The sequence below is a fragment of the Chryseobacterium sp. GVT01B genome, assembly GCF_019970045.1.
Taxonomy (GTDB): domain Bacteria; phylum Bacteroidota; class Bacteroidia; order Flavobacteriales; family Weeksellaceae; genus Chryseobacterium.
In genome coordinates this window covers 546,158-558,582 of sequence record NZ_JAHXYI010000002.1, presented here as the reverse complement: position 1 = coordinate 558,582, position 12,425 = coordinate 546,158, and the positions used below count along the sequence as shown (strand labels likewise).

The window sequence follows — 12,425 nt, the reverse complement described above, 5'->3', positions numbered from 1 at the left end:
AATTTAAATTTTACAATGCAAATTTATTTTCCTTTCAATACGGATAATAGTACAAATCGGTCGTTTTTATTTTTGGATAATTCTTTAGGAGCAACTCCCGAAAACTTCTTCACTTCTTTGATGAAATGGTTTTGATCAGTATAATTAAGCTCGGGAAAGAGTCTTCCCTGCGCGATGTGTTCCAGAGATGTTCTGAAACGTAAAATAGTGGAGTAGGCTTTTAATGATAAGCCAAGTTGTTTGGTAAAATAACGGTTGATCTGCCTGCTGCTCCAGCCTGTTTTTTCAGAAAGTTCCTTTACACTCATTTCTCCTTTTGAAGCGTATACCAACTCGAAAAGCCTGTGTTTTCTTTCATCTGCTTTTTGGGGAAGCAGATCTTTAATTTTTTGGGTTGCTTTTAAACAACAAAGATCAAAGTTTTGTAAATCATCAGCTTTAAAATCCCAGAATCCGGGAGAAAGTTCTTTTCCTATATTTAATAGATCAGCGATAGAAGTATTTAAGATATATTCAACAGCAATAGGTTTGAAACTGATCACAAAAGCAGTCATATGCGGAGCGATATATCTTTGCTCCGGATAAGTTTCCAACCCGAGAAGCGTTACATGAAAAGGTTCTGAATCCGACTGTGAGAAGAACAAATCAACTCTTCCGTCAGGAATAATCACAACTTCTTTAGCTTCACCTGAAAGGTTTTGAAACGTTCCCAGATTTTCAACAAAATCAGCGATCTCTTTGTCGGGTTCGATGAAGTTATAATAGAAGTCGTTGTCCATAATTATACCTGCAGAATGTTGCTTTTAAAGAAGAAAATTACAAAATTTGGAATAGACTGACAAAATATTCCTCATTGTACAGAATTAAAGCAAACGCTAAGATTTTAAATACTATTTTTGTTTTGGAGAGATTTCAAAAATAAATGTATCATAGTTCTTATTCTCATGGACAAATCATCACTTAACACTTACTTTCATTCCCTTTTCACTATCAAAGCGGAAGTGGTTGAAAAGATCACAGAAAAATTTATCCATTTTGAATTAAAAGGCAATACTATTTTGTTGGATAAGGATGCAATAAGTACTAAAACATACTTTCTGGAAAAAGGGTATGTACGTTCCTACATACTGAATGAAGATAATGAGGAAATCACAACCAATATCTATACGGCACCCTGCTTTGTGAATGATTTTCTGTCTTTCTTCAGGCAGCAGCCAACCAAAGAAATATACCAGACGGTAACCGATTGTATTTTCTGGGAAACAGGATTGGAAAATGTACAGGATAATTTTCACAATATTCCTGAATTCAGGGAGTTCAGCCGGCTTCTTTTTGTGCTTAATTACTACAATATTCATGACAGATTGATAGAAATGGCCAGTCAGAAAGCTTCCACAAGATATTTTAACCTGATGAAGAAAGATCCAGATATTTTTCAGCATGTTCCTTTGAAGATAATTGCTTCTTACCTGGGAATCAAAGACAGTTCCCTGAGCCGGATCAGAAGGGATATTCATAAACTTTAATTTCTTTTCATTTGTCAAGTGATAGTTCAGAGATCAACCCTGATATTTGCTGAAAATAATTTCATGAACAAAAAACATATTGTCGTTGTAGGATTAGGTGGAGTAGGTGGTTACTTTGGTTTTAAAATAAATCAGGCCAATGAAACTTCAGGGAAATATCATATTTCTTTTGTTGCACGTGGGGAAACTTATGAAAAAATAAAACAAAACGGATTGACTCTGCTGTCTCCCGAACATTCCAATACTCAGACATATCCCAATGCTGTTGAAGAGAATATCAGTGATATTCAAAATCCTGATCTCGTGCTGATCTGTGTAAAGGAATATGATCTTGAAAATGTGTGTAAACAACTGCTGCCAGTCATTCATAAAGAAACCATTTTGCTTCCGATGATGAACGGAGCAGATATTTATGACAGAATACGTAAAATAATTCCTGAGCATATGGTTCTACCGACTTGTATCTATGTAGCTTCCCATATTAAGGAAAGAGGAATTGTGGAACATAAAGGAAAAGCCGGGAAAATGATTGTGGGAAGAGATCCTGAGCATTTCTCCACCTCTCTGGAGTGGATTACCGACCTTTTGAGCGAAAGTAAAATTGATTTTGACTTTAAAGACAATTCATTAACAGATATCTGGACGAAATTTATTTTCATTGCCAGTTTCGGATTGGTAACAGCTAAACATAATTCATCCATTGGGACGGTGTGTATAAATGAACAGCAAAAGCATGAAGCTGCCGGAATTATGAAAGAAATAAAGCAGATTGCAGATAAAAAAGAAATCTATCTTCAGGAAGACATCGTTGATAAAACCTTTGAAAAAGCGTCTACATTTCCTTTTGAAACGCCTACTTCTTTACAGCTTGACATTCATTCAGGAAAGAAAGAAAACGAACTGGAGCTGTTTGCAGGAGCTGTACTGAAATATGGCTCTGAAACAGGTATTGATACTCCTTTTACTCAGAAAATCTACACTGAGATTAAAGCAAAAATAAGTTTTGGCTAAAGCCAAAAGAAAAAGAAATATAAAAAGGCGGGTTAAAACCCGCCTCTATTGAAATTAAATATAAAAGATAGAAATTTCTTAAGAATTCCCAGATTCTATTCCATCGTTAAGCATAGTGCAGAGGTCTAATAAAAAATGAATTTATACATTGTGTCGACTTTTAAGCACTGTGCATGAATTTCTGCCGATCCAGTAATACTTCATCCGTTTCCCGATGATCAGGATCATCAATACAACAGTCTACGGGGCATACCGCCTTACACTGAGGTTCCTCATGAAAGCCTTTACATTCCGTACATTTTCCGGATACGATATAATAAACCTCGTCAGATACAGCTTCATTATAAGTATCGGCATCAGCTTCCGTCCCGTCCGGGAAAATTATATGACCAGAAAGTTTGGTCTTGTCTTTCCAGCGCCAGTCGATGGCTCCTTCATAAATGGCGGAGTTGGGACATTCAGGTTCGCAGGCCCCACAATTGATACAGGCATCCGTTATTTTTATAGCCATATTGTGTATGTTTAGAGGGTTTTAAAAAGGGATTTCTTCAACGTTGAACGGTTCAGAAATCCCTGCTAAACTTAATTACAGTAGTTCAACACTGTTCTTTGAAAATAAGCAGCATAAAGTGTGCTATTTTTTATTTTTAAATCATTAATCTGCAGCAATTTCTGTGAGAAGTCCCTGCATCTGCTTTATAAATGGTATCACTAGACTAATCTTTTGACTTTATGAATGTTGAAGGATTCAGGCTTTCTATTTTTTAGTTGTTGCGAGACTGATAAGTTTATCAAACTTGCCGGAATAGAGCTCCGAAATTTCAGTTGATTGTTCAGGATCAAATAATGATGATCTCACAATAGGTACACTGAATGGTAATGACCATGCTCTTAATGACTTGGCAATAGAATCCATGGTGTTGATTCCCTGCATAGCCTGAAGACCATCTGCCCAGCATACGAGTCCGACAGTTTTATCAGTAAGATAAGGCTCGTACCTGTTGGCGGTCACTTCAAGCCAGTCCAGACAGTTTTTCATCACTCCCGGAATGCTTCCGTGGTAAAGCGGAGCCAGCCAGATGTGCAGCTCAGCATCGGTAAACATCTGGGTCATGCGTTCTACTGCCAGAGGAGTTTTGGTAAGTGTGACATCAAATAGCGGAATACCGGAATCAGCAAGGGTAAAAATATCAGTCTGAATTCCCAGCATTTTCAGGCGCTCTGAAAAGTAATTGGAAATCAGTCCGGAAGTAGATTGTGATCTTCTTTCCAGAGATCCGTTGAATATGATTGCTTTCATTTCTTATTGTTTAAAAATTACTTTAGGTAAACCTATCTCACCGTACATCAGTGTTTTAACCAAAGGTTTCAGAAGCCCTGCAGCTAATAAATAAAGGGCAGGATCATGATGGGTACTCGCCCGGACTACTACTTTCTGATTTCTGTACTGTTTCAGGTCTGCATAGATGAGACGGCGTTTCCAGAGATCAAGCAGAACCGTTTCTGCATTGTTTAAATCTACATAAGAAGCATAAGGTGATAGTTTTTCCATGATCAGCATATAGGCCCATGGCGGGATAATCGCATCCGTAGAGCAGATGATTCCTACTGCTTTTTCGTTATAGACAGAAAAATCCACCGTAGCAATTGATTCTTTAAACTCTTTTTCCTTGACAATCATTCCCATGAAGAGATGAGCTTTTATATCCAGTTCCACAATTTCCGTTGTCGGTTTGTAGTCTGAAAGATCAAGAGCAATAATACCTGAAGCTTTTGCTTTATTGATAAAATTTTCCTCAGTCATAGTTTGTTTACTTTCAGTGTTGCTTATCTTACTTTTGACAAAGCTTCTTCATATTTTCTTTCCACAGAAGACCAATCCAATACCGACCAGAAAGAATCCAGATAATCTGCCCTTTTATTCTGATAGTTCAGATAATAAGAATGTTCCCACACATCTATCCCAAGAATAGGGAAGCCTCTGTTCATCGAAAGAACATCCATCATCGGATTATCCTGATTAGGGGTTGAACTGATGGCCAGAGATCCGTTGAATTTTACAAAAAGCCATACCCATCCGGACCCGAATTGTGACAAACCTGTTTTTTTCATTTCTGCTTTAAGATTTTCAAGACTTCCAAAAGTGGCAATGAGAGCATCATGAAGCGCACCTTCAGGAGCAAGTTTTGGTTGAGCCGAAAGAATTTCCCAGAATAAAGAGTGGTTGTAGTGTCCTCCGCCGTTATTTCTTACAGCAGGACTGTATTCACTTATTCTTTGCAGTAAAGAATCAAGATCAGGATTGATTTCATTGGTTTGTGCCAGCGCTGCATTCAGATTATCAACATAAGCCTGGTGGTGGCGCTGGTGATGAATTGTCATTGTTTCTTTATCTATAAAAGGTTCCAAAGCATCATAAGCATAAGGTAACTGAGGTAATGTAAATGGGTTCATCGTATTTATTTTTTTGATTATTGTCTGACAAAGGTAAAAATATATTTGAATAAAACAACTTTTAGGTTGTTTTATAGATTTTGTGTTTTTATGATTCAAAAGATTGTTAATGTGTTGTTTGTGTGATTTTTTTTGAGGTTATAGAAAATGACTATATTTGTTGTTGAAAAATAAAACAACTTAAATATTGCTAAATGAAGAAGCCGGCTGCTGATCGTATTCTGATGTTTTTAAAGATGAGAGGTGAAGTTACATCACTTCTTATCGCTGAAGAATTGTCAATTACCAAAGAAGGGGCAAGAAAACATTTATTAAATCTTGCTCAGGAAGGATTGATTGAGTCGTTGGTGAAGAGTGAAGGCGTGGGACGTCCCTCTACTTACTATACCCTTACTGAAAAAGGATTGGGTCAGTTTCCAGATACCCATGCAGATGTAACCGTTCAGATTCTGAAATCAGTGAAAAATCTTTTAGGTGAAAATGCCCTGAATTTATTAATCAGTGACCGTGAGAAGAATACTCATGAACGGTATGAAAAAATACTTTCTAAGGCAAAATCTCTGGAACAACGCCTTGAATCCCTTGCAAAAGTACGCAGTGAAGAGGGATATATGGCAGAATGGAAAAAAGAAGGAACAGATTATTTTCTGATTGAAAACCATTGTCCGATATGTGCTGCAGCAACAGAATGTCAGGGATTCTGCCGTGCTGAATTATCCAATTTCCAGTCGCTGATCGGGAAAGAATATACGGTTGAGAGAGTAGACCATATTATTTCCGGCGGGCAGCGTTGTGTTTATAAAATCAGCCAGTAATTTAATTTATTATTCAAAAGATGGCTTTAAAAGCAGTAATATTTGACATGGATGGCGTCCTGATAGATTCAGAAAAATTCTGGACCCAGGCAGAGCTTGATGTATTTTCATCCTATGGAGTACAGGTAACGGAAGAGTTGGCGGCGCAAACCAAATACATGACCACTCAGGAAGTGACAGAATTCTGGTATGAAAGATTTCCATGGGAAAACCGGGATGCATCTGATCTGGAAAATAAAGTTGTTTCAAAAGTGATCGACCTGATACAAACCCAGGACTGTACCATGTCTGGTGTACAGGAATTTATCAGACATCTTAAGAATAAAGAATATAAAATAGGATTGGCAACTAATGCACCTTTGCGTGTGGCAAACGTAGTTCTGGAAAAGCTTCAGGTTCGTGATCTGTTTGATACTGTTCATTCATCTGAATTTGAAACCCATGGCAAACCTCATCCAGCTGTATATCTTACCTCTGCAAAAAGCCTTGGTGTCTCTCCTGAATACTGCATTGCTATTGAAGACAGTCACTCAGGATTAAAGGCTGCAAAAGAAGCAGGAATGCAGACCATCGTTTTTACCAATGATGATGAAAGCATTGATTCTGATCTTGCCGACTTTAGAATATTGAACTTTAGCAATACTTTGCTGCCGGTGTTTAGTGAATAAGTTGATAATAGTGAATGGTGAATAGTGAATCTGCTTTGCTGTGAATTTTAATAAGTTCTGTAAAATTGACGATTGACTGTACAGCAAATTGACAATTAACGCAAAATATCAATGGTGAATAGTGAATCTGCTTTGCTGTGAATTTTAATAAGTTCTGTAAAATTGACGATTGACTGTACAGCAAATTGACAATTAACGCAAAATATCAATGGTGAATAGTGAATCCGCTTTGCTGTGAATTTTAATAAGTTCTGTAAAAAATTGACGATTGACTGTACAGCAAATTGACAATTAACGCAAAATATCAATGGTGAATAGTGAATCCGCTTCGCTGTGAATTTTAATAAGTTCTGTAAAAATTGACGATTGACTGCGCAGCAAATTGACCATTAACGCAAAATATCAATAGTGAATAGTGAATCCGCTTCGCTGTGAATTTTAATAAGTTCTGTAAAAATTGATGATTGACTGCGCAGCAAATTGACAATTAACGCAAAATACCAATGGTGAACAGTGAATCCGCTTCGCTGTGAATTTTAATAAGTTCTGTAAAAATTGACGATTGACTGCGCAGCAAATTGACCATTAACGCAAAATATCAATAGTGAATAGTGAATCCGCTTCGCTGTGAATTTTAATAAGTTCTGTAAAAATTGACGATTGACTGCGCAGCAAATTGACGATTGACACAACCCCGAACCCCGCTCTCAATACCTCATCAAAATATCCATCAGCAACAGAATAGAGACTAATTTCTTAGACGACTGATATTCCGGATTCAGCTGTTCACGGATTTCACCCAAAGCTTTGCTTAATTTATTACTTACCGTCTTATTGCTGAGTCCCAATGCTTCTGCGGTTTCATTAACGGACATATTTTTCCGGATCCTCATATCATAGACCTGCTGCTCTGTGGAAGGAAGGCTGGCAACCACTTCATCAATCATTGATAATAAAGAATTGATTTCATTCTCCTCAAGAATTTCAAAATAATCAGTATCTGATATCTCTAATTCATTGGGGATGTCAAACTCGTCAATACTCAGCGTTGGAGGGGCTTTTTTATAACTGTTGTAAAAATCAAGGATACGGTAATGAAGATGGCGGAGAAGATAGCCTTTTGCACTTTCGGAATCGTCAGTTTGTATCGTATCTGTATTCTCAAGAATTTTTACCCATAAGTTCTGAAGAATTTCCTCAGCAATTTCTTTATCCCGGGTCCGTACAAAAACAAAGTTATATAGACTATCCCAGTATCGGTCATACAGCAGCATAAATGCAGGGCGGTCGCCTGATTTTATTTTCTTTAATAATGTATAGTCTGTTGGGCTCATATTGTTGATGCAAAATTACCTAAAGGAAAATTAACTTTTTGTGAACTTTGGGGATGGTAAGATTAAATATTTCTGAAAAACGGGGTCAAAATAGCGGCTTAATGTTGGCTAAATGTGAAAAATGGTGAAAATTATTAACAATTTGCTCATAATATGAATATAACGTTAAGAATGCCCTGGGGAAGTTTTTCATTTTCACTGTCTTATAGATAGAAGTATCTGTGAATACCATGAAAGACTTTATGAAAAATCGTTTAACATATAAAAATATTGAAGCCTTTGTTTTCAGACTGTGGGAAAGGGAAGTTTCTGAAGAACCAATTTCTGAAAAAGAAAAAGAACTTTTAACAAAATGGAGAATCCGGACTGAAAAAGATCTGGATACTGTTTATAGAAAAGAATCTAAAGAAAGGGTATTATCCGGACTGGAACATTATTTTCCTCAAACAGATATTATTTCTATCCATTCTGTAAAAAGGTTTAAAACCAACCTGTATAAAATTGCAGCGGTTATTATTCTGCTTTTGTCACTGGGAGGTATTTTCACGTATACTATGTTCATTAAGCCTGATATTTATCTTGCAACATCGGAAAACCGTATTGTTCATCTCGAAGACGGATCTGTGGTTACACTCTTACCGGGCGCTGAACTTATCGTTGAGAAATCATTTCCTGCTTCTACCAGAGTGGTGGATTTAAAAGGAGATGCCATCTTCTCCGTAGCCAAGTCAAAAGTACATCCTTTTGTAGTCCGTGCTGATGGTTTCAGTACTAAAGTTTTGGGAACGGTATTTAAAATATCCCAATCAGGGAAGAGAAAAGCAGTTGATCTTTATGAAGGGAAGGTGGCTGTATCTTCTCCGGGAGTTCCGGTTTCTTTCCTTAAACCGAATCAGAAATGGACGAATTTCGGGATTGCACATACTACAGCAGTCATTTCAATAAGTCCGGTGAAAAATTCAGCGAAGAAAGTTTCTTCAATTCTGTCTTTAAGCTTTAATGATGTTCCTTTAAAAGAAGTCGTATCGGTTCTGGAGAGCAGCTATAACACAAAAATATTATATCCTAAAGATGCCGAAGATAAGAAAATTACCGCAGACTTTACCGGTGGAACGGTAGGAGAAAATATTGAATCTCTGGCCTTCATCCTTGGATTGGAAGTACAGAAAAAAGAAAACATTTATATCCTGAAAAAATAAAACACTACTCAAAAAAATAAATAATCATAATCAAGAGAACACTTTAAGTATGAAAAGTTTGAAATGTGGGATTACCATAGCAGCCTTATTTTTTACTGTAGCAGCAGAAGCACAGGAGCTGGTTCAGAAAGTAACATTTTCTGTACCTGCCAACAGACCGTTGATTGAAGTTTTGGAGGAATTTGCCGGAAAAACAGGAATGAGACTCGCTTATTCCAAAGTAGATATTAAAGAGCTGAAGGTAAAAGGGGTAAAATGCGAAAATACTTCTGTTAACAATTGCCTGAAGGATATTACCAATGGCCTTCCTGTAGTATACCGCCTGCATGGTGATCTTATTTCGATAAAATATGAAAATTCTAATATCTCTGTACTGGGAAACGGACGAATTTCCGGTAAAATAGTGGATGAGGTAGGAAATCCCATTACCGGAGCTGAAATTAATATAGCTCAGAAAACCGTAGTCACAGATAATAACGGAGATTTTACAGTAGATCTTCCTTCGGGAACTTATAATCTGACAATAAAAGCACCTAAATATAATACGCTGAGAGTTGAAAAACTATCTGTCACCGATAAAGAAACAAGTTCTGTATCATTTGCTCTGAATAAAGCTTCCGATAAAATCACAGATATTAAAGAAGTCGTGATTACCGCAGCCCGTAAAGCAGATACACAGGCGGGACTCCTTGCTCAACAGAAAAAAGCGGCACAGATGAGTGACGGGATTTCGGCAGAACAGATCTCCAAAACACCGGACAGCGATGTAGGAGGAACTTTGAAAAGAGTAACGGGAATTACCACTATTGATAATAAGTATGTAGTCGTAAGATCTATGGGTGAACGATGGAATACCGCAGCCATGGATGGAATTAATCTCCCGAGTACGGAAGCCTATAATCAGAATTTCTCATTTGATATCATTCCTACTGCCATGGTGGAAAGTGTAGTGGTGAGTAAATCTGCAACACCTGATATGAATGCAAGCTTTGCCGGAGGTTATGTAGAAGTGAGAACCAAAGATATCCCCAACGAAAATTTTACAACAGTAACCATGGGAACTTCTTATAATGACCAGTCGGCGTTCAAAGAATTCCTGACCCGTCAGCGCGGAAAGTATGACTATTTCGGGTATGATGACGGAACAAGAAATTTTCCCAAAGGGCTTGAGCCGATGAACTGGACAGATCCCAGATTTTTTGAACAGTCCAGACAGTTTACCAATGACAATTTCAGCACCTATAAAACAAGAGGTGATATGGGATCTAATATACAGCTTGCATTAGGAAGAACTTACGCCCTTAAGAACAATAATAAATGGGGATTTGCCGGAGCATTTGTCATCAGAAACGAACAAAATAAGCTGGAAATCGATCATACGGGAAGAGGAAACTGGCTGGACACTACCGGACCTTATGTTGCTGACTGGCAGACAAAAGGGGTAGCTCCTATACCATTTTATAATTTTAAAAACCAGGGGGCTTCCTATAATTACAACTCTACGATGGCGGGGATGCTTAATTTTGGACTTCAGCTGGGGAAGAACAGAATTTCTTCCCGAAATTCATACACCCATATTTTTGATAATACTTTAACAAGAGTTACAGGCTGGAATGAATATACTACCGGAAGTTCTATGGCCTCCAACGCAGAATTAGCCTATAATTATTTTTATAACGGAATCATCCCCAATAATGATCCTGCCCAGATCAAAAACTTAGACCGACCTTATACTGATAATACCAATTATCCGATTTTTCAAACCCTTTTGCAGAATAAACTGGAAGGGAACCATAAAATAGGTAATACAGAAGTCAGCTGGTTTGCAGCAAGAACCGGGATAGCCTCTGATACTAAAGATTATACGCAGTATCTTACTCTTTATGATTTTATTGGAAGTGAAATTCTTACCTATCATAAAATTTATAATACCGGAGGAAATTTTTACAGAGGATATATCGCTAATAAAGAAACCGATTACAATTATGGAGCTTCAGTTAAGTGGGATCTGGATACAGGGAATTTTAAAAATACTGTTAAGACAGGATACGCAGGAACATTAAAGAACAATACCAATCAGCAGCAGAAATTCTTCTTAAGGGTAGACGAGAACCGTGATGTTCCGAATAGTGAAAAAAATTACCTGACAATGTACGGTACTCTTTCGGATTGGTTCAATGGATCTCAATATGTTCCGGGAGGTATTGGGTGGGAAACCAAAGCATTGTATAAAAATGATAAATATGAAGGAGAAGTGAAACAACACGCTCTTTATGTGATGTTTGATAACCGTTGGAAAAATAAATTAAGGCTAGTATGGGGAGTTCGTGCAGAATATTTTAAGTATGATCTTGTTTCTCAACAATTGGATCCAAGTGATACAAAAAATGTTACCAAAGCACCCATAGAAGATAAACCGTGGCAATGGATGCCTTCTGTAAATTTTACCTATAGTCCTACGAACAAAATCAATTTGAGACTTGCCTATAATAAATCTGTAATTCGACCACAGTTTAATGAAAGAACAGGACTTCCTTATTTTGATCCGATTGCCAATGGCTTGATTTATAATACAGAAATGACCTCTTCTGTCATTAATAATTATGATTTCAAATTTGAATGGTTTCCCGGCTTGGGAGAAATATTTTCTGCAGGGCTTTACTATAAAAATATAGACAGACCCATAGAACGTGAAGGGCATATTTCCAGTGAAGGGAATCTATACCTATATAATGGTAATTCAAAAAATGCAAAACTTGCAGGAGTAGAGGCGGAGGTAAGAAAGAATTTAGGATTTATTGCCGAAGGAACTTTTCTGGAAAAACTTTTCATAAGTGGAAACTTTACCTATAACCATACAAAAGTAATAGCTTTCAAGGATATGTATAAAACAGGGGACAATGATGAAACCTATGAAGTAAAACGTCCGCTGTACGGGCAGACTCCTTATGCCTATAATCTTGGATTGGTCTATGATGGTGACCGTTTGGGGCTGAGCTTTTTATACAATGCAAAGGGTGACCAGTACATTACCGTTGGGTATGCTTACAAGGGGGAAGAAATACAACGCCCTTATGCCGTAGCAGATGCACAGATCTCCTATAAATTTCTCAGGAATAAAAACCTTGAATTAAAATTCAATGCAAGAAACTTATTCAATAGAGTGAAGGAATATTATAATAATTATAATTCCTATGTAATACCACTGGGATTGGGGAGTGCTATCGGAACAGAAAGGGAAGCATGGGGACTTTTACCGGGTGCAACCGACAGGTATGACAAGAATATTGATAAGATCATGTTTAGAGCCTACAGTGGCAGAATGTTTAGCCTGAGTGTGAACTATATGTTTTAAACAAGGTTTAAGATAAGATAAAGAAGACTGAAGAAAGAATGAGAAAATATAATATACTATTAA

12 protein-coding genes are annotated in these 12,425 nt (G+C 37.2%); 6 read left to right on the top strand and 6 right to left on the bottom strand.

Features of this window, described 5'->3' with window-relative positions; genetic code table 11:
- Positions 1-23 precede the first annotated feature (23 nt).
- The gene (locus LC457_RS05955; RefSeq protein ID WP_223599048.1) at positions 24-779 is read right to left on the bottom strand and encodes an AraC family transcriptional regulator; all 756 of its coding nucleotides are present in this window, start codon (positions 777-779) and stop codon (positions 24-26) included.
- Positions 780-944: 165 nt separating this feature from the next.
- Between LC457_RS05955 and LC457_RS05950 the strand changes: the two genes are divergently transcribed.
- Together LC457_RS05950 and LC457_RS05945 are read left to right on the top strand one after the other, a co-directional pair.
- The gene (locus LC457_RS05950) at positions 945-1,526 is read left to right on the top strand and encodes a Crp/Fnr family transcriptional regulator (RefSeq protein ID WP_223599047.1); all 582 of its coding nucleotides are present in this window, start codon (positions 945-947) and stop codon (positions 1,524-1,526) included.
- Positions 1,527-1,589: 63 nt separating this feature from the next.
- On the top strand, positions 1,590-2,537 hold the full coding sequence (locus tag LC457_RS05945; RefSeq protein WP_223599046.1) for a ketopantoate reductase family protein: 948 nt from the start codon (positions 1,590-1,592) through the stop codon (positions 2,535-2,537).
- Positions 2,538-2,697: 160 nt separating this feature from the next.
- Here the strand turns inward: LC457_RS05945 and LC457_RS05940 are convergent, their stop codons facing one another.
- The 4 genes from LC457_RS05940 to LC457_RS05925 form a co-directional block, all read right to left on the bottom strand.
- On the bottom strand, positions 2,698-3,048 hold the full coding sequence (locus tag LC457_RS05940) for a 4Fe-4S dicluster domain-containing protein (protein WP_223599045.1): 351 nt from the start codon (positions 3,046-3,048) through the stop codon (positions 2,698-2,700).
- Between the two features lie 246 nt (positions 3,049-3,294).
- Positions 3,295-3,837, bottom strand: a complete 543-nt coding sequence (locus LC457_RS05935; RefSeq protein WP_223599044.1) for an NADPH-dependent FMN reductase — start codon at positions 3,835-3,837, stop codon at positions 3,295-3,297.
- Positions 3,838-3,840: 3 nt separating this feature from the next.
- A complete protein-coding gene (locus LC457_RS05930; RefSeq protein ID WP_223599043.1) occupies positions 3,841-4,341 on the bottom strand; it encodes a DUF2480 family protein in 501 nt (166 codons plus the stop codon).
- Positions 4,342-4,364: 23 nt separating this feature from the next.
- Positions 4,365-4,991, bottom strand: a complete 627-nt coding sequence (locus tag LC457_RS05925) for a superoxide dismutase (RefSeq protein ID WP_223599042.1) — start codon at positions 4,989-4,991, stop codon at positions 4,365-4,367.
- Between the two features lie 194 nt (positions 4,992-5,185).
- On the opposite strand from LC457_RS05925, the gene LC457_RS05920 reads away from it, so the two are divergent.
- Both LC457_RS05920 and hxpB read left to right on the top strand, forming a co-directional pair.
- Complete coding sequence (locus tag LC457_RS05920; protein WP_223599041.1) at positions 5,186-5,806, top strand: metalloregulator ArsR/SmtB family transcription factor; 621 nt, start codon at positions 5,186-5,188, stop codon at positions 5,804-5,806.
- Between the two features lie 20 nt (positions 5,807-5,826).
- Positions 5,827-6,474, top strand: coding sequence for a hexitol phosphatase HxpB (gene hxpB / locus LC457_RS05915; RefSeq protein WP_223599040.1), 648 nt, complete (start codon positions 5,827-5,829; stop codon positions 6,472-6,474).
- 707 nt (positions 6,475-7,181) lie between these two features.
- On the opposite strand, the gene LC457_RS05910 is transcribed toward hxpB, so the two are convergent.
- Positions 7,182-7,808, bottom strand: a complete 627-nt coding sequence (locus LC457_RS05910; protein ID WP_223599039.1) for an RNA polymerase sigma factor — start codon at positions 7,806-7,808, stop codon at positions 7,182-7,184.
- A gap of 242 nt (positions 7,809-8,050) precedes the next feature.
- On the opposite strand from LC457_RS05910, the gene LC457_RS05905 reads away from it, so the two are divergent.
- Both LC457_RS05905 and LC457_RS05900 read left to right on the top strand, forming a co-directional pair.
- Complete coding sequence (locus tag LC457_RS05905; RefSeq protein ID WP_223599038.1) at positions 8,051-9,007, top strand: FecR family protein; 957 nt, start codon at positions 8,051-8,053, stop codon at positions 9,005-9,007.
- A 49-nt stretch (positions 9,008-9,056) separates the two neighbouring features.
- On the top strand, positions 9,057-12,362 hold the full coding sequence (locus tag LC457_RS05900; protein WP_223599037.1) for a TonB-dependent receptor: 3,306 nt from the start codon (positions 9,057-9,059) through the stop codon (positions 12,360-12,362).
- Positions 12,363-12,425 lie beyond the last annotated feature (63 nt).

Bases quoted from the DNA above. Each gene is read 5' to 3' on its own strand.
- LC457_RS05940 (WP_223599045.1), bottom strand. From the start codon at position 3,048: ATGGCTATAAAAATAACGGATGCCTGTATCAATTGTGGGGCCTGCGAA.
- LC457_RS05950 (WP_223599047.1), top strand. From the start codon at position 945: ATGGACAAATCATCACTTAACACTTACTTTCATTCCCTTTTCACTATC.
- LC457_RS05900 (WP_223599037.1), top strand. From the start codon at position 9,057: ATGAAAAGTTTGAAATGTGGGATTACCATAGCAGCCTTATTTTTTACT.
- LC457_RS05925 (WP_223599042.1), bottom strand. From the start codon at position 4,991: ATGAACCCATTTACATTACCTCAGTTACCTTATGCTTATGATGCTTTG.
- LC457_RS05945 (WP_223599046.1), top strand. From the start codon at position 1,590: ATGAACAAAAAACATATTGTCGTTGTAGGATTAGGTGGAGTAGGTGGT.
- LC457_RS05935 (WP_223599044.1), bottom strand. From the start codon at position 3,837: ATGAAAGCAATCATATTCAACGGATCTCTGGAAAGAAGATCACAATCT.
- LC457_RS05930 (WP_223599043.1), bottom strand. From the start codon at position 4,341: ATGACTGAGGAAAATTTTATCAATAAAGCAAAAGCTTCAGGTATTATT.
- LC457_RS05920 (WP_223599041.1), top strand. From the start codon at position 5,186: ATGAAGAAGCCGGCTGCTGATCGTATTCTGATGTTTTTAAAGATGAGA.
- hxpB (WP_223599040.1), top strand. From the start codon at position 5,827: ATGGCTTTAAAAGCAGTAATATTTGACATGGATGGCGTCCTGATAGAT.
- LC457_RS05905 (WP_223599038.1), top strand. From the start codon at position 8,051: ATGAAAAATCGTTTAACATATAAAAATATTGAAGCCTTTGTTTTCAGA.
- LC457_RS05955 (WP_223599048.1), bottom strand. From the start codon at position 779: ATGGACAACGACTTCTATTATAACTTCATCGAACCCGACAAAGAGATC.
- LC457_RS05910 (WP_223599039.1), bottom strand. From the start codon at position 7,808: ATGAGCCCAACAGACTATACATTATTAAAGAAAATAAAATCAGGCGAC.